Origin of the sequence: Staphylococcus sp. TE8, assembly GCF_000692055.1 — a bacterium.
Classification (GTDB): domain Bacteria; phylum Bacillota; class Bacilli; order Staphylococcales; family Staphylococcaceae; genus Staphylococcus; species Staphylococcus capitis.
On the sequence record NZ_JMGB01000002.1, the window covers coordinates 292,296 to 310,801 of the forward strand.

General features: G+C 33.9%; 16 protein-coding genes and 1 riboswitch. Of the genes, 9 read left to right on the forward strand and 7 right to left on the reverse strand.

What is annotated here, in order from left to right; genetic code table 11:
* Nucleotides 1-54: 54 nt before the first annotated feature.
* From CM54_RS07830 to CM54_RS07855, 6 genes are all read right to left on the reverse strand, one after another.
* Nucleotides 55-927, reverse strand: a complete 873-nt coding sequence (locus CM54_RS07830) for an alpha/beta fold hydrolase (protein WP_023351151.1) — start codon at nucleotides 925-927, stop codon at nucleotides 55-57.
* A 156-nt stretch (nucleotides 928-1,083) separates the two neighbouring features.
* Nucleotides 1,084-1,779, reverse strand: a complete 696-nt coding sequence (locus CM54_RS07835; protein ID WP_002432589.1) for a GTP pyrophosphokinase — start codon at nucleotides 1,777-1,779, stop codon at nucleotides 1,084-1,086.
* A gap of 144 nt (nucleotides 1,780-1,923) precedes the next feature.
* A complete protein-coding gene (locus CM54_RS07840) occupies nucleotides 1,924-2,337 on the reverse strand; it encodes a DUF2188 domain-containing protein (RefSeq protein WP_037550406.1) in 414 nt (137 codons plus the stop codon).
* A gap of 75 nt (nucleotides 2,338-2,412) precedes the next feature.
* A complete protein-coding gene (locus tag CM54_RS07845; RefSeq protein ID WP_037550410.1) occupies nucleotides 2,413-4,368 on the reverse strand; it encodes an FUSC family protein in 1,956 nt (651 codons plus the stop codon).
* A 183-nt stretch (nucleotides 4,369-4,551) separates the two neighbouring features.
* Nucleotides 4,552-4,842: a putative quinol monooxygenase gene (locus CM54_RS07850; protein ID WP_023351148.1), complete on the reverse strand. Its 291-nt coding sequence runs from the start codon at nucleotides 4,840-4,842 to the stop codon at nucleotides 4,552-4,554.
* A 145-nt stretch (nucleotides 4,843-4,987) separates the two neighbouring features.
* Nucleotides 4,988-6,259 carry an MFS transporter gene (locus tag CM54_RS07855; protein WP_023351147.1) on the reverse strand — a complete coding sequence of 424 codons (1,272 nt, stop codon included), beginning with the start codon at nucleotides 6,257-6,259 and terminating at the stop codon, nucleotides 4,988-4,990.
* Nucleotides 6,260-6,725: 466 nt separating this feature from the next.
* Nucleotides 6,726-6,835: riboswitch (TPP riboswitch) on the forward strand.
* 78 nt (nucleotides 6,836-6,913) lie between these two features.
* On the opposite strand from CM54_RS07855, the gene CM54_RS07860 reads away from it, so the two are divergent.
* The 7 genes from CM54_RS07860 to CM54_RS07890 all read left to right on the forward strand — a co-directional run bounded on the left by CM54_RS07860 (nucleotide 6,914) and on the right by CM54_RS07890 (nucleotide 13,434).
* The gene (locus tag CM54_RS07860; RefSeq protein ID WP_023351146.1) at nucleotides 6,914-7,504 is read left to right on the forward strand and encodes a thiamine phosphate synthase; all 591 of its coding nucleotides are present in this window, start codon (nucleotides 6,914-6,916) and stop codon (nucleotides 7,502-7,504) included.
* Complete coding sequence (gene thiO / locus CM54_RS07865; RefSeq protein ID WP_023351145.1) at nucleotides 7,497-8,615, forward strand: glycine oxidase ThiO; 1,119 nt, start codon at nucleotides 7,497-7,499, stop codon at nucleotides 8,613-8,615. Before CM54_RS07860 ends, thiO begins: the two co-directional genes overlap by 8 nt.
* Nucleotides 8,599-8,799: a sulfur carrier protein ThiS gene (gene thiS, locus CM54_RS07870; protein WP_002469878.1), complete on the forward strand. Its 201-nt coding sequence runs from the start codon at nucleotides 8,599-8,601 to the stop codon at nucleotides 8,797-8,799. The genes thiO and thiS overlap by 17 nt, the downstream gene beginning before the upstream one ends.
* Before the next feature lies 1 nt (nucleotide 8,800).
* Complete coding sequence (locus CM54_RS07875) at nucleotides 8,801-9,568, forward strand: thiazole synthase (RefSeq protein WP_023351144.1); 768 nt, start codon at nucleotides 8,801-8,803, stop codon at nucleotides 9,566-9,568.
* Nucleotides 9,568-10,566: a HesA/MoeB/ThiF family protein gene (locus CM54_RS07880; protein WP_023351143.1), complete on the forward strand. Its 999-nt coding sequence runs from the start codon at nucleotides 9,568-9,570 to the stop codon at nucleotides 10,564-10,566. The genes CM54_RS07875 and CM54_RS07880 overlap by 1 nt, the downstream gene beginning before the upstream one ends.
* A gap of 117 nt (nucleotides 10,567-10,683) precedes the next feature.
* Nucleotides 10,684-11,298: a DedA family protein gene (locus tag CM54_RS07885; protein ID WP_002432789.1), complete on the forward strand. Its 615-nt coding sequence runs from the start codon at nucleotides 10,684-10,686 to the stop codon at nucleotides 11,296-11,298.
* 171 nt (nucleotides 11,299-11,469) lie between these two features.
* Nucleotides 11,470-13,434: a fructose-bisphosphatase class III gene (locus CM54_RS07890; protein ID WP_037550415.1), complete on the forward strand. Its 1,965-nt coding sequence runs from the start codon at nucleotides 11,470-11,472 to the stop codon at nucleotides 13,432-13,434.
* Between the two features lie 237 nt (nucleotides 13,435-13,671).
* Here CM54_RS07890 and CM54_RS07895 read toward each other — a convergent pair whose 3' ends face one another.
* The gene (locus tag CM54_RS07895; RefSeq protein ID WP_023351141.1) at nucleotides 13,672-15,456 is read right to left on the reverse strand and encodes a cation:proton antiporter; all 1,785 of its coding nucleotides are present in this window, start codon (nucleotides 15,454-15,456) and stop codon (nucleotides 13,672-13,674) included.
* Between the two features lie 365 nt (nucleotides 15,457-15,821).
* On the opposite strand from CM54_RS07895, the gene CM54_RS07900 reads away from it, so the two are divergent.
* Together CM54_RS07900 and aldA are read left to right on the forward strand one after the other, a co-directional pair.
* Nucleotides 15,822-16,871, forward strand: a complete 1,050-nt coding sequence (locus CM54_RS07900) for a YkvI family membrane protein (protein WP_023351139.1) — start codon at nucleotides 15,822-15,824, stop codon at nucleotides 16,869-16,871.
* Between the two features lie 158 nt (nucleotides 16,872-17,029).
* Nucleotides 17,030-18,457, forward strand: coding sequence for an aldehyde dehydrogenase (aldA, locus tag CM54_RS07905; RefSeq protein ID WP_037550419.1), 1,428 nt, complete (start codon nucleotides 17,030-17,032; stop codon nucleotides 18,455-18,457).
* Nucleotides 18,458-18,506: the final 49 nt, after the last annotated feature.

Here is an 18,506-nt window from a genome sequence, read left to right on the forward strand (position 1 = left end):
TCATTAGCAACACCTTTTGTAAATTTAAGACGCCCTTCCGTCTAACTTTTTCATTTAATTCGAAATCCAATTTTTAATGTGGTCTACTACGCCTATTTGATCTTTAGAAGTTGTTTCCAACACACTAGGAAAATCGATATGACCTATTCCTGGATATAATATTTCTTTTGTTTCACCACCCAGTTGTTTAAACTTTTCAAGTGTGGCTTGTGAATCTGTGTATGGAATAATTTGATCTTCTTTACCAGACATGAACATGATTTTAGGGAACTGCTTTATTTCATCTATATCAGGTAAGTAATCTGTCTTAATAGTATAGAGTATGTCGGTAATGATGGTTTTTATTGGAGCGACAAATTGTATTAAATCTAACGCATTCTCTTTATGAGCATAAATGGTTTTGTTCAAGATGTATTGAGGAAGATTTTTAACTGCTTTCACTTCGTCCTTCAAAATATCCCTCTTACTATTATTTGTAAATAGACGCGCGAGCATACTAGCATCTGGGGTAATTTTAGCTGCGCTATGTAAATAAATAAGATGAGTAATGGGGAGAGTATTGTATTTAAGTAGACGCGTTGCAATCATACCTCCCATTGAATAACCGACGATACTTAATTCGTGAATTTGTTGTTCCTCAACCACTTGCGTTAAGACATCATAAATACGTTCAGAGTAATCATCAAGCGTGTGTGTATCCCTGTCTAAATCAGAACTCTTTCCTCTACTAGGACAATTCACAAAGATCATTTTATATTCTCTAAAATAGGGTTCGAACATTGTCATTATTTTATAAGTTAATAATGCTCCGTGGATAAAGACAATTACATTATTAGAATTCATATCTCCTGCGTATGCGACTTCGCTATATTCATCTTTAAATCGTTTCAGTGGATAAACCTTAGTTGTAAAATTCTGCTTAATCATAAATAACCTCGTATTTCTAATATATCAATTAAAATAATAATAACATATAAATAATTTTTATATAAATATAGCCAAAATAAAGTGGTTATTGAATTTAACATAATTAAAACCATCTGTGTGACCAGATGGTTAATAAAATTCATTCTATAATACACTTTAATTACTCGATATCTCTGAATGGATTTGTTGCATCTTACTTTCAACATTTGTAATATCAGTCGCACATTGTTCAAGTAATCCTTTATACTTTTCAGTGTCTGCGTCATTCTTATATCGAATCTTATGTTCTAAACTTGCCCACATATCCATACCAATTGTACGAATTTGAATTTCTACTGGCGTCACTTCTACAGCATCAGCTAAAAAGACAGGAATGGATACCACAATATGCAAACTACGATAGCCATTTTCTTTGGGATGTTCAATATAATCTTTTCGCTTCAACAATTTAACGTCTTCTTGTTTGAGTAGCATTTGTTCAATCACATAAATATCATCTAAATAATTACAAACCACTCGAATACCTGCAATATCCATGATATTCTCTTTGGCGCTTTGTGCACTCACTTCAAGCCCTTTACGACTTAGTTTCTTAACTAAGCTGTGCATTTCTTTAACTCGTCTTTCCATATGATGTATGGGATTATGTTTAAATTGATAATTAAAATTTTCATCTAAAATACTTAACTTCGTACTAATTTCTTTAAGTGCGGAAGAATACACATGGTCTAGTTCAACAAAGCCTAATAGTGTATCAAATGCTGCCTCACTATCCTGAAAGTTATTTAAACTATTTTTGAATTCATTTCTTAAGTCTTCGACATATAATGAAGGCTTTCTTTCTACGTACATATATCTCGACCTCCGTTTTCTATACACCTCCATTATATCGGAATTGAAATCGATAGAGAAACGTTAGCCCATCATACTTTCGCCTCATTTAAGTAAGCAAACTAAAACCGCATAAGTATGAGCACTTACGCGGTTCAATTTAATCTATTCATCTTTTTTATGTTCGATGACTTTAGTTCCTTTATTGTCAGCAATCTCGTTCGCACGTTTCACGGCGTCTTGCTTTTGATCGAATGTATCTGAAGCTTGTTTAGCATCTTCAGTTTTAACTTTCCATTCATTGTCTTCGTAATAAACATGTATATTTTCGTCATTTAATTTTGGATTAGCTGACTGATCTTTCTGGTGTTGTGTGATATGTTTATTCTTTAATTCATCTAATTCTTCTTTAGACGCGTCTTTATACCAATTTTCAGCTTGTTGTGTAGCAATAGGAATCACGTCGCCTTCTTTATAGCCATCTTTTAGCATAGCATTTCCGATGTCTATTGCCTTCTTACGTTCAAGTTCATCGAAATTTTTCCAACTTTGTGGGTAATCGTCCATTGTCCAAGGCATAACTTTACCTCCCAATAAAATAACTTTTAATAGTATTTACCACTATCATGAGTTATTAAACGAAAGGTACACTTACTAACCTTTTGATTGAGAGTCATTTGAAGTATGATGTTCTTCTTCATTCTCTGTGATATCTTTACGTGCGTGAACACTGTTACGCTGAATATTAATTAATGCTGATCGAATATAATTATATTGAGGTAAATGACTTAACTCTCTTTCCTCTAAACTACCTTGTAGTTGGAAATGTTTGGCAATATTTTCAAACGCTAAGAGGTACTCACCCATTTGCTCATCATCAATAGTTATACGATGTTTGTTATTCATCGCCCTTTCTAACATAAAACTAATTTCCTCTAACGCAAAGATACTAGGATAATAATATCGCACAACCTCTTTATTACTGAACAATTCTCCATTAGCAGAATTATACATTTGAGTGACGTTGCTGATTTTTACGTTTAAATTTAAACGTTCTCCCTTATCTACTTCATCCGTTTCGTATTTATTTTTAGAAAATAAATAATGAAATAGCGTGGCTTCTTTACGAACTAGTTCTGCAATCGCTCCTGGTAACATGGAGGAAGCCGTGTTTCTGGCAACTAAGAATATCCCTATAACAGTTATGACAATACCCAATATAACGTCGATGATACGTGTATAAGCAATTTCTATACTTAAATTATGCGAAGCTAGACCATTCAGCATAATTACTTGCGTAGTAATGAAAATAACAGCAAATGCATAGTTTGCCGCAACAAATGCTTCAGTCATCACTGCTGAAACACCCATGATTAATATTGCAATTAACGGATTAATATTTAAGGCTAATATGCCTGACAAAATAAGGGCGCCAATAATTGTACCTATTCCTCTTGCTAATGCACGGTCAAGTGAACGGATTGTCGTCATATTTGAGAGTAATACAGTATGTGCTGAAAGTGGTACCCAATAAGCCTTTTGAATATTAAATCCTAGCGCAATAAATATTGCTATAGCCATAATAACCGTATATTGTAGCGCATTTCTGAAGACGATTGAATCAAAAGTTAAATTTTGATAAATACGTTTACTATAAAGTGGTTTGCGAATATCGGCTTCATGTTCAATTTGATTGTCGTTCGCATGTACCATTTCATCGATTTTCAATATATGATTCAATAAATTTTCAAATTCTGAAGGTACGTCCACAGGCTTTGTCCATGGTCTTGAAGTTCGAGGTTGTTGTATTCCATTATAGATATGATCCATCATTTCAATAAGATCTTGTGGAATAGGACGAACATTTTTCTCATTTAATTCGAGTAACTCTGAATAGATACCTTGTGCTGCAGTATGTAGGAGTATTAACTTTTGGAAACGTGAACTTAACTTTCCATTACCACCTGATGTAGAAGTGATAAGGAGCTTTTCCGATGTTCTAAATTCAGTTACAGCATTTCTCGCGTATGTTTTAAACGCTTCAGGGTCATTATAATGATGTAACAAGTTATGAATTGTAGCAAAATCCGCGTTAATCGCTCTATCTTCTGCTTTAACTTTGGTAAATAAGATGGTTAACATTACAGTTATTGTCGCTAATATACCACCAATAAGAATGCCTAACCCACGTAGTAATGCTTCTTCTGGCGCATGAGGTAAATTAATAGGCAAACAATATGTTACTAAGAAGAAGGTAGAAGACGGTCCAGCTACTTTGAGTGCATTAAAAATATAATACGGTACCGCAACTACAACAAGTAAGATAAGACCAAATACTATCGGCTGTATAATCGTTAACGTACCTAACATCATACAAAGTGAGAACGACAGTGAGCAGATAATAACTGTTCTTAACATAGATTGCGTTGAGCCTTTAAACACATAGACATGTGCAAGTGTACCTGTTGATATTAATAAGCCAAAATTGAAAAATCCAAAAAAATAGCCTATTAAAGCAGGTATAATAAGTAATAATCCTTGTCTTAACCCTTTATAATAATCAATTTTAGATTTATCAACACGGGTCAGTGAATTAAGTACGTGATTCACTTTAATCTTCCTTTCTAATTTACATCCCCAAATAAGAACATAAGAAAGAACGAGACAATTGAATTTTATGAGTTGAATAACATTGTCTCGTTCATTTTTTATAATCTATGATGTTCATAAGTGTTGCATTTACTTACCAATTATAACACTGATTATTCATTTATGTTGAACGTGCGAATTGAATTATTTTTCTACTGTTCGACTTACATCTATCTTAGGTTCCTCAGTAATAAATTTACTAATATTTTGGCTAAATATTTGGAAGTGTTCAGATTGATTGTGTTCTTCAACAGCATTTTCATCTTTATAATTCTCAACCACCACAAATGTATTCGCTTCGCTTACATCTTCATAGTGATGATAGAATAAATTTCCTTTTTCTTGTCTAGAATGTTCCACTAAGTCAGCCATTAATTGTAAGTAATCTTCGCGTTTATTTTCATCAACTTTAATCTTAGCATTAATGATAATCATATGAGTCATCTCCTCAACTTCTTAACAGTTTAATACATAGATAACCTGAAACATCATGCTTTAAACTCTTGTAAATTCAGAAGAAAATAAAAAAACATACTAAGATGAGTGGTTTGGGAATCTTAGTATGTTCGAGATAAAAATATTAATTTGATTGTTCTTCATCTACAACAAGTGGTTGATCTGGTTTAACGAAGAACCATAGAATAGCAGCTATAACTGCAGGAACAATTAATAATTGTAATGTCATTGACCAACCTAGTTGATCGACTACTATACCGGCAAGTAATGGGCTAATTAGTGCGCCGATGTTCCCCCATAAGTTCATCCAACCAGACACTGTGCCTGAGAAGTTACGACCAAGGTCAGTCGCTGCTGCCCAGCTCATACCCATTGAAATACCTACGCCACCTAAACATAAGGATAACCAAACAATTGTCATGTATAAGTTATCAGTATGAACTGCTAAAAAGATTGATACAGAGAACACTACAAATCCAGCGATAGCAATCGCACCACGCGCTACAAATCGTGACTGCCCAGAATTTAAAATTTTGTCTGAGATTGCTCCAGCTGAGAGTATTAGGAAGAACATAAACAACCATGGTAATGAACTGATTGCCATATCTTTGAAATCCACATGATATTGCTCAGCCAAATATGTTGGTAACCAAATTAAGAATAATGCGATAACGAATTGTACTACAAAATATTGTAGTGCAATTGCATAGAAACTAAAGTGACTTAAGAAACGTTTCCAGGGTGGTAAAGACTTTTCAGTTGCAACAATATCACGATGCTCAATGATATATTTCTTCTCCGCTTCACTTACCATTTTGTGATGCTCAGGTAAATCTTTAGCAATGATTGCCCATAAGATAGCCATAACAATACCAACTGCACCAAAGATATAAAATACTGCTTGCCAGTTAAAGGCATTAACAATTGCAATTGTGATAATCGGTGCTAGTACTGGTCCAAAATAAGACCCAGCTAAAAGAGCACTTGAAGCTCTTCCTTTTTCATTTTTAGCAAACCAAAATGAGTTAAATACGGCATTCGATGGGTACATTGGGGCTTCACCCACTCCGAATAAAAATCTTACAAAATATAATAAACCGTGATGTTTAATCATACCTGTCAAAATTGTAAATGCACTCCACCATACGAGAGCTATAGTAATCATTTTACGAGGACCGAACTTCTCAGCTAACATTCCAGAAGGCACTTGCATAAATGCATAACCTAGTGAGAAAAATGAGGCTAATAAACCAAATTGTGTTTTTGTCATACCTAAATCTTTCATCATTGGAGCTGCAATATATGAAATATTAGACCTATCCATATATGCAATTACGCCGATGAGAAAGAACCCAATTGCAAAATACCAGCGTACATTACTGCGTTTTTCATTCATATTTGTTTCCTACTTCCATTTAAATTATGTTGTTTCTATATAAGATGTCGTTAAGTTTCAGAAATTCCCTGCGATGACTGTTAAAACTACCCTTTTTAGAACAACTTTTTAAGTTGTAGCGCTACAATTTTTATATAATATAGCACGTTGTGAAAACGGTTACAATAGTTTAGACGAAATTTCTTTAAAAAATGTATATTTTTCGTATATTTTACCGGAATCTCCAGTTTTAAGCATGTGATTTAGATTCACTTATATAATGAAGTCTAAAACCATAATTTTTATAAAATTGAGTAGCTTAAAACATTAAAGTAATTATTTTTTATTCATTATATGAAGCATATATGTAATTTTATGCATAAATTGAATATGATTAATAAAAGCTAAAGAAGTTTGAAGAATATTCCTAAAAATAGTAAACTGAATTCAAAGAAAACGTTTGAAATTTTTTTGATACAATTTCATATCAATCCACTGGAAGTGCCTTTGTTTAGGGCTGAGAGTAAAGAAGTGACTTTATAATTCCTAGAACCTGATCCAGTTCATACTGGCGTAGGGAAGTGGCGACAAAAGAGTTTTAGGACTTATATAGATGATTTAAGCGCTATTTCCCATTCAGGGAGGTAGCGTTTTTTTATTTATAAATTTGAGGTGATGCACATATTTACCGCAATAACTTACGATAAGACACTTACAACACAAGACTTAGAACACTTCTTAAATATCGAGGAAGGCATTGATGCTCTATTATTTCGAACGTCTATGCCAAAAAATGAATTAAAGAAGATTTTGATTCAACTCATTAACCAAGGTTTTCCTAAGGATAAAATGATTATTCATAGTGACACGGCATTATTAGAAGAATTAAACCTTAGTCGTATTCATTTTAAAGAAAATGTTAAAACAGCTTTTGCATATAAAAAATCACATCCAGAAATCCAAGTGGGTATGTCCACACATAGCATAGATACTATTTATACATGTATAGATGAAGGACTTGATTATGTTTTTTACGGTCATATTTTCCCTACTCCCTCACATCCGGGTGATACACCACGTTCACATGATGAAATCGTAGAAGTATTAAATCTACCTATACCTATTTATGCTATAGGAGGAATTTCTGAACATACGATTTCAAAGTTGGAATATGGATTTGATGGTATTTGTGCTATTTCATTTTTCATGAATGCGTCTTTAAAAGAAATTAAGGAATTAAGAAGGAAGTGGTTGCAACATGCATGATGTACTTATTATTGGTTCTGGTGTCATAGGTATGTCAATTGCTAGACAGTTAAGCGCAACAAATTATGACATCGCGATCATCGACCGAGATGTTCCAGGTAAACATGCTTCATATAAAGCTGGAGGCATGTTAGGAGCACAAAATGAATTTACTGAAGATAACGATTTATATAAATTAGCCATTGAATCGCGTGAGATGTTTCCTAAATTAAGCGAATCTTTATTAAATGAGACTGGAATCGACATACAGTTCAAAGATTCAGGACTTATTAAGATTGCTAACCAAGAAGATGACCTCGAATCACTCACACGTCAATATGAGTTCCTTAGACAAATGGATTCTAGTGTCAAACTACTATCCAATGATGAACTTATACAGCTTACCAATGGGAATGTTGAACCAGCTTATGGCGCAATTCATATACCAAATGATGGTCAAATCAATGCTAATAAATACACGAAAGCTTTGTTTAAATCGTTACAACAACATCACATCACACGATATTATCACCAAGAGGTTCAATCGATTGATAGAAGAAATGGCTACTACGCTGTGTGTACTGACCAAATGTCACCTATTGAAGCACATAAAGTGATCGTTGCAAGTGGTGCTTGGTCCTCTCAATTATTAAAAAACTACTCTCTTCCTAGAGAAGTCATTGGAGTTAAAGGCGAAGTTCTATTACTTGAAAACGATGAACTAGATCTTGAAGAGACATTATTTATGACTAATGGATGTTATATCGTTCCAAAACAACCCAATCGTTTCTTAATAGGAGCAACAAGTGAATTTAACAATTACTCTGTAGGCACATCAGAAGGCGGTTTGAATTGGCTTTTAGATCATGCAAGCGCTCGTGTTCCAGAACTTAAGAATAGTCGTGTTCTAAAAGAATGGTCAGGTGTTCGTCCTTACACGAATAATGAAATGCCACTGATGGATCAAATTGATGATGGCTTGTTCGTTATTACAGGACACTATCGTAATGGGATTTTATTATCTCCCGTAATTGGACGCGATATAGCAAATTGGTTAATTTCTGGCATTAAACCACCCCGTTATTCAAGCTTTAGTGTGAAAAGGAGGAACAATTATGAAGTGTATTATTAACGGAGACTCATTCAGCTTTGACCAAGAACAATCAATTTATGATGTTTTAACAGCACTAGAATTAGATCCTAAGCGCGTTATCGTTGAATTCAATAAAGAATTAATTAAACAAGATAAGTATCATGAACATACTGTTAGAGAAGATGATCGATTAGAATTATTAGAAATTGTTGGAGGCGGATAAAATGTTTAAAATTGGAAATTTAGAATTACAATCTCGTTTATTATTAGGTACTGGTAAATTTGACAATGAAGATATTCAATCACGAGCAATTGCAGCTTCTGAAACAAACGTTTTAACCTTTGCTGTTCGTCGTATGAATTTATATGATCGTGATTTACCCAATCCTTTAGCTAACGTTAACTTAAAAGACTTTATAACTTTTCCGAATACAGCAGGTGCTAAAACAGCTGAAGAAGCAATTAGAATTGCTGAAATTGCTAACCATGCAGGTGTATGTGACATGATAAAGGTTGAAGTTATTGGCGATGACGAAACGTTACTTCCTGATCCATTTGAAACATATGAAGCTTGTAAAGTACTTTTAGAAAAAGGATATATCGTATGTCCATATATCTCAAATGACCTCGTCTTGGCGAAACGTTTGGAAGAACTAGGTGTACATGCAGTCATGCCACTTGCATCCCCTATTGGAACTGGTCGTGGTATTAATAATCCACTTAATTTAAGTTATATTATTGAAAATGCAAAGGTACCGGTTATTGTTGATGCAGGTATCGGTTCACCGAAAGATGCATGTCATGCAATGGAGCTAGGCGCTGACGGTATATTACTCAACACAGCGATTTCTGCAGCTAAAGATCCTATAAAAATGGCTGAAGCAATGAAGCTTGGAATTAATGCGGGTAGACTTTCATACGAAGCTGGACGAATACCAGTAAAATATACTGCACAAGCATCAAGCCCTACTGAAGGTTTAGGTTTTCTATAATGTCACGCTACGATAGACAAACGAGATTTCACCCTTTTGGCGAAGACGGACAACATCAAATTTCTACATCACAAATACTTGTCTTTGGTGCTGGAGCTTTAGGGAGCCATATCATAGACCAGCTTGCTCGCATGGGTGCTAATCATCTTACAGTTATAGACATGGACATCGTTGAAACATCAAATTTACATCGTCAGACGCTTTATGATGAAGAAGATGCCTATCATCTTGTTTCTAAAGTTGAAGCTGTAAAAAATAAGGTGAGTCAAATCAACTCAGAAGTCACTCTTACTGCTTATGATGTTGAAGTCACTTCTTCAAATATTGAGGATATCGTAAGTGAGATTAATCCAGACATCATTATTGATGGAATGGATAATTTTAAAGTAAGATTTCTCATAAATGAAGTGTGTCATAAGTATGAAATACCGTGGGTCTATGGAGCAGCTGTAGGTAGTAAAGGAACTGTTTACGGCATTGATTACCAAGGTCCTTGTTTAAAATGTCTCATGCAAACCATACCTGAGACTGGAGAAAGTTGTGCTATTAATGGTGTTCTCCCACCTATTGTTTCAATTGTAGCAAGTTATGAAGTGGCTGAAGTGATTCGCTACTTAAGTGGAAAAGGATTTTCAAAGCAAATGATTACCATCGATGCGTTTGATCTTGGTTATAAAGCGATGAACGTAGATATATTGAAAAATAATGAATGCCCAGTGTGTGAAAACCATCAATATGACTTATTAGAAACAAAACAAGAAAATACTATTGAGCAAATGTGTGGTCACACGTACCTATTTAGAATGCCTAAACATGCATTTGATTACTCAAATCATTTCCCTGGAAATATTGTAAAAGCTACTTCATTCGCTAAACTTATCAAATATGAAAATTATGAATTTACTCTATTTAAAGATGGACGTATGAATGCTTACGGGGTTCATAGTGATGAAGAAGCTAGTGGTTTATATCATACTTTAATCAAATCTATTCGATAATTTCGTACAAAGTAAGTTTGCCTTTATTATCAATTTTAAGCAATTATTGTTATTATCTATTATAATTAACATACAATGTATTAACATTGCTTAATTTAAAGGAGAAACGAGTTATTAATGGAACAGATTATTACAGAGTTTATTAGTAAGTGGGGCTATACCGCTATATTTATTTTAATCTTATTAGAGAACGTCTTACCTGTAGTTCCTTCAGAGATTATTCTTACCTTTGCTGGTTTACTATCAGTGAAATCCCACTTATCTATATGGACACTATTAATTATTGCTACTATAGCTTCGTTTATTGGTCTACTCATTTTGTACTATATTTGTAGACTTATATCTGAGGAAAAATTATATCGATTTGTGGACCGTCATGGTAAATGGATGAAATTAAAAAGTAAAGATTTAAAACGTGCCAATGATTGGTTTAAAAAATATGGTGCATGGGCTGTCTTCTTGTGTCGTTTCGTACCAGTATTACGTGTGCTAATTACTATACCGGCTGGCATTAACCGTATGAATGTGGTTCAATTTACTATCCTTTCCTTATTAGGAACAACAATTTGGAATTTCGCACTTATTTTACTTGGACGCTTATTAAGTGATAGTTTCGGCGCTCTAATGAATGGCATTCATACATACTCACGTATCATGTATGTCATCATCATTATCGCTATTATTTACTTCGTTATCCGTTACTTCATGAAAAGACGCAAAAATGTTAAATAAGTTTAGCTGAGTAAGCCTTATTTAGGGTTTACTCAGCTTTTTTCATACAAATTAAAATTTTTAGTACGCTATCATTGAAAAAACACTACATTTTAAAGATAATTTATGTAAGCGCATTACTTTTTAAAATAATGCATATGTGATGGAAATATTTAACAGAGGTGACTAAGCATGACTCCTATTACTGAAAGTGAAATGAAACAAAAATATTTAGATTTACTCTCTCAAAAATTTGATAGTGCTGAGAAATTAGCAACAGAGATCATTAATTTAGAATCTATCTTAGAATTACCTAAAGGCACAGAACACTTTGTGAGTGATTTACACGGTGAATATGAATCTTTCCAGCACGTTTTACGTAATGGTTCAGGAAACGTTCGAGCAAAAATCAATGATATATTCGAAAATAAATTATCTCAACAAGAGATTGATGACTTAGCAGCCTTAGTGTATTATCCAGAAGAAAAATTAAAATTAGTAAAAAATAATTTTGATTCCATAGGTAAACTCAACGTATGGTATATCACTACTATTGAACGTCTGATAGAACTCATTACATATTGTTCATCAAAATATACTAGATCTAAACTACGTAAAGCTTTACCTGAACAATTTGTTTATATTATTGAAGAGCTACTATATAAAAGTAATGAATTTCATAATAAAAAGCCCTATTATGAAACTTTAGTTAACCAAATTATTGAATTAGAACAATCTGACGATCTTATTATCGGTTTATCATATACCGTCCAACGTCTTGTAGTAGATCATCTTCACGTAGTTGGTGATATTTATGACCGTGGACCGAAACCAGACAAGATTATGGATACACTCATAAACTATCATTCAGTTGATATTCAATGGGGTAACCATGATGTGTTGTGGATAGGCGCTTATGCAGGCTCTAAAGTATGTTTAGCTAACTTACTTCGTATCTGTGCACGCTATGATAACTTAGATATTATTGAAGATGCTTATGGCATTAACTTACGTCCTTTACTTACTTTAGCTGAAAAGTATTACGACGCTGAGAACCCTGCTTTCAAGCCTAAGAAACGTCCTGATAAAGATGCAAGTTTAACCAAACGTGAAGAAAGCCAAATCACTAAAATACATCAAGCGATTGCTATGATTCAATTTAAACTCGAAATGCCTATTATTAAGCGTCGCTCTTCTTTCGAAATGGAAGAACGTTTAGTATTAGAAAAAATTGATTATGACAACAATGAAATTACAGTTTATGGCAAAACTTATCCCCTTAAAGATACTTGTTTCCAAACTGTAGACCGAAACGATCCGGCGAAATTATTGCCTGAAGAAGAGGAAGTTGTAGATAAATTACTTCTTTCATTCCAACAATCTGAGAAATTACGTCGTCATATGTCATTCTTAATGCGCGAAGGTAAACTATACCTTCCATACAATGGCAACCTTCTGATTCATGGGTGTATCCCCGTTGATGAAAATGGAGAAATGGAATCTTTCGAAATCGAAGGCGAGCAGTTAAGTGGACGTGAGTTATTAGATGTCTTTGAATACCATGTACGCAAAGCTTTTGACCATAAAGAAATCACTGATGATATATCAACTGACCTAGTATGGTATTTATGGACTGGTAAGTATTCATCTCTATTTGGCAAGCGTGCAATGACAACATTTGAACGCTACTTTATAGAAGACAAAGCTTCTCATAAAGAGGAAAAGAATCCATATTATCACTTACGTGAAGATGTTGATATGATTCGCAAGATGTTGAAAGACTTTGGATTAAATCCAGATGAAGGTCGAATTATTAATGGTCACACACCTGTTAAAGAAATCGACGGTGAAGATCCAATCAAAGCTGATGGTAAGATGCTTGTCATCGATGGTGGTTTCTCTAAAGCCTATCAATCAACGACGGGTATTGCTGGGTATACACTGCTTTATAACTCATTCGGTATGCAATTGGTGGCTCATCAAGAGTTCAATACTAAAGAAAAGGTATTATCAGACGGATCTGACGAACTATCAGTGAAGCGAGTTGTAGATGAAGAATTACAACGTAAAAAAATAAAAGATACCAATGTTGGTAAAGAGTTGCAAGACCAAATTGATATCTTAAAAATTCTAATGCATGATAGATATTTAAAATAAATAGGAATACTAAGCATAAAATCCTTAGTTTCTTGTCATAAATAAAGTGAATTCTATTTAAAGGTCATCTTGCTCTCCGTGGGGACGGTCTCAATCTTGCTCAGCAAGTTTTTAACTCGCCCTATTCCCACAGGAGCCGGATGACCTTTTTATATCATAATATTCACAAATAAACCCGTAGATGACTCAACTTCATCTACGGGTTATTAGTTTACATTAAAATGACCTTAGTCATTATCATGCATGTGCATCTCTTAAAATACCATAAACACCTGTGTCATTTTCTGGTAATTCTCTATTACTACGTTTGAATGTGACTTCTTTATCTTCACTAATGTAGTAAATCAACATGTCTTTATCTGTAAGTTCATGGTACTCTTCTGCTGGCACTTCTACTATATTGTGTTGTGTAATGTAATTATTAAACCAGCGTGGGCTGTGATTTTCATCAAATAAAATATGATTACGAATCGGGCCACTCAAGTTATTTCTCGCCTGTTCATCATTGAAAGAAACAGGCATCATATCTACATTATTTAATCCGAATTCTGGTACTAATTCATTAAATGCCAAACTATTGAAAATAAATGACTGTGTCATTAAGATACATTTATTATATCGAAGTAAGTCGGAGTAAATACGATCATTACTTGATAATAAATTACCTTTGAAGACTTCAAATCCCGCTTCATGTGCTTTCTCAGATGTATTTTCAAATAAATTGAACATCATAACTGGAATACCATGATCTCGTAAATTCACCCCTAGGTGGAATGAGAACTCACTCTCACCTACTATAATTACACCTGGCGGTTCATTACTAGCGACACCGAATAATTTACTTAATGGTGTAAAGCTAAAGCCATAAATGACCACGGTAATAAATACTAAGCCGAATGTCACGGGCGTGATATACTTCGCCATAGCTACTTTGTCATCCATAAATAATCCTGAGAAGAATTGGGCCACTGTTAATACGACAATCCCTCTTGGCGCCATCATTGCAACAATCGCTCGTTCTTTCTTAGAAATTTCAGTTTTAAATGTTGAGAAAAGCACTGAAATAGGTCGAACTAAGACAATCATGACAATACAGAAAATAAAGAGTTGCCATGATACTACATTAAGTAATACATCTTTCGTAAGTGATGACGTGATTAAAATAAAGACTGTACTTACTAATATAGAAGATGCATTATCGATGAAATGATCTGATTCTTTAAAGATTAAATCATGACGTTTTTTACGTGCCATTATTAAACCAAAAATTGTCACCGCTAATAATCCAGATTCCGATAATATTGCATCACAAACACTAAATGTTAAGAGAATAAAAACGAATTGGATAGGTGGCATTAAATTTTGTGGAATCATATCTTGGCGTATGAACCAATTAAATAAATATGACGCACCAAAGCCGATTACGACAACGGCTAATATTTTCAGTACGAATATGAGAATAACAATGAAACTTATACCTTGTTCAATAATTTGGAAGATATAAAATGCTGTCAATGCAAGCATCGGACCAATTGGGTCGAGAATAATACTTTCCCATCTTAATATAGAGTCAACATTCCTCTTTACTTTCGCTTGTTTTAATAATGGTTGAATCACAGTTGGACCTGTAATTAAAAAGAGTCCTCCCATGACAAAGGATACGGAGATTGGAAAGTTTAAGATTGTATGTAAGGCTATCGCACCTAAAATCCATGCAATAACTGCGCCGACTGTTATGATTCGAATAACCGCTTTAGAAATTCCTTTAAGTTCCCTAAAATCTAAATTACTGCTACCTTCAAATAAAATAATTGCAACAGCTAAGGAAACGATTGGACTAAACACTTCAGATCCTAACGCTTCTTTAGGATTAGTGATACCTAATATCGGGCCAACGAGTAAACCAACAATCGCCATAACTACTATAGATGGCCATTTAATTCTATCTGCTAACCATTGACTAAAAATCCCTAATGCTAGAAATAGAACTATCATCAGCATAATGGGTAAGTCCAATGACATATGAACACCTTCTTAATCTATTTACTTGCCTAATATATTCAATATTGCCTAATACTATCAAAAATGATGTATAAATGCATTATTATTTGCTTAAAACTTTTGTAAATGTATAAAAATAATTAAATTGATTAAAATTAAACTTACAATTACTGAGTATCTTAAGTTTATGATACATATTAATTATACACTAAAGTCAAATTATCGTACGTCACATTTATACAATAGTACATATGTGATGAACTTTACTGTTTATTTTTTCGTCTATATCATCTACAATAGATAGATGTGATTTTTCAATTTTTTAAAATAAATGAATACATACGACATCTTTAAAATATATAAATTTGAAGGGATATGCATGTTAAATGAATACTGTTAAAGAATCCATCATCGTTGCCTTCGCTTTCGTTGGCGTGGTCGTTGGCGCTGGATTTGCGACAGGTCAGGAAATATTTCAATTTTTCACAAGTAATGGTATCTATAGTATCGCTGGAATTATCATTACTGGTCTTATCGTTACTTTAGGTGGAATATTTGTTTTACACACTGGCTTCCGTCTTAAATCTCAAAATCATTCTGAATCAATCAATTTCTATTTACATCCTTTGATTGCAAAAGTTTTCGATATCATACTGACTATATTTTTATTTTCACTTGCTATTATTATGACGGCAGGTGGTGCATCAACAATTAACGAGAGCTTTGGCATACCTTTTTGGCTAAGTTCTTTAATCTTAGTAGTGCTAATATTACTCACGTTGTTTTTACAGTTTGATCGATTAATTGCTGTACTTGGTGGGGTTACACCTTTCCTAGTCGCTGTAGTAGTAATGATTGCTGTGTATTATTTTGTTACTGGTCACATTGATTTTACTGCCGCGAATCAATATTCTAATAACAATAAATCAATTTCTCCAGGTTGGTGGTTCGATGCAATCAACTACGCCAGTCTACAGATTGCCGCTGCTTTCAGTTTTCTAACAGTTATGGGTGGTAAGTTGAAGTTTCAGAAATCGACTGTTTATGGTGGCTTAATTGGTGGTCTCATCATTACTTTCCTATTGCTAATGATTAATCTAGGATTAATTACTGAGTTCGATAAAATAAAACATGTGGCATTACCATCGCTACTCTTAGCAAAACAGATTTCACCTTCTATCGGCACAATTATGTCTGTGATTATGGTGTTAGTAATATATAATACTGTTGTAGGTCTAATGTATGCATTTGCTACACGTTTTAGCCAACCCTTTACAAAACGTTATTTTAGTTTAATTATTGTGATGGCTATCATTACTTTCATTTGTACATTTATTGGATTTATCTCACTGATTGGTAAGGTATTCCCAATTATGGGACTATTTGGTTTTATCTTGCTTATCCCTGTCATATATAAAGGTTTTCTTAGACACTAAATATGAGTCAGGCGAGCTGTTAATGCTCGTCTGGCTTTTTTGTTAAATGTATCTTACTTCCCCTTCATATTTCTCAAAGATTATTACTCTATATATGTTTTTAATTTTCAAAATTAGGATAAAAAATTTCGGGAATATAAATTGTGGAGGTGTCTTAAATGACAAATCAACTATTTATTAATAATGAATTTATCGAGAGTCAATCGAATGAAACGATGGATGTGATTAATCCTGCTACAGGGGAAAAATTCGATACAATTACATTTGCGACTAAAGAAGAAGTCAATAACGCAATTGAAAAATCTAAACATGCTCAACGTGAATGGGAACGCGTTCCTCAACCTACACGTGCTGAACATGTAAAATTACTCATTCCATTATTAGAACAAAATCGCGATGAAATAGCACAATTATATGTGAAAGAACAAGGGAAAACGTTAGCTGAAGCTTATGGTGAAATTGATAAGTCTATCGCATTTATTGATTATATGACTAGTTTAAGTATGAGTAATAAAGGCGAAGTACTTCAAAATAGCGTAGAAAACGAAATTATCCAAATTACGAAGAAACCTATTGGTGTGACAGCAGGTATCGTTCCTTGGAATGCCCCTATTATGGTTTTAATGCGAAAAGTTATTCCCGCTGTTGTTACGGGGTGCTCAGTCGTTATTAAACCTAGTGAAGAAACAACACTTTTAACACTAAAATTAGCTGAACTATTCCGTGCTTCAACAATACCAGCTGGATTAATTCAAATTGTTCCAGGCACTGGCGAAACGGTTGGAACACAACTTGCAACGCATAAAGATATTCAACTCATCTCACTTACAGGTAGTATGCGTGCTGGTAAATCAGTATATGAACATGCAGCACAAACAGTTAAGAAGGTAAACCTTGAGTTAGGTGGTAACGCACCTGTTATCGTTACACCTCATGCGGATATCGACAAAGCTGTAGACTATATTGTCACAGCTCGTATTAATAACGCTGGTCAAGTGTGCACATGCCCTGAACGTATCTTTGTTCACGAAGATGTTCATGACGAATTTATTGAAAAGGTTTCTAACAAAATGAGTCAATTAACTGTAGGAGACCCACTCGATGAGAATTCAGATTACGGCGCTATTATTAACCAAACTCAACTCAATAGTATTCATGAAAAAGTCGAAACTGCAGTGAAAAACGGTGCCAAATTAGTATTGGGCGGACAAAAATTACAACGTGATGGTTTCTTCTACGAACCAACTGTATTAGATCATGTAAATCCTGAAGATAGTGTATTTAAAGAAGAAATATTCGGACCAGTCCTAGCGGTTACAACGTATAACGACTTCGATCAAGTGATTGATGACGCTAATGATACAAATGCTGGTTTATCTTCATACATTTTCTCTGAAAACTTTAAAGAAGTGATGACCGCTTCAGAACGTTTAAAATTTGGTGAAGTTTACGCCAATTGTGAAGCAGAAGAAGTAGTGAACGGTTATCACGCAGGATGGCGCGAATCTGGTTTAGGAGGCGCTGATGGTATTCACGGCTTTGAAGAATACTATAACACTACAGTAAGTTATTTAAGATATCAGTAGTATATGAAAAGACCCTTTTAGAGTGAACATGTCATTCTAAAAGGGTTTT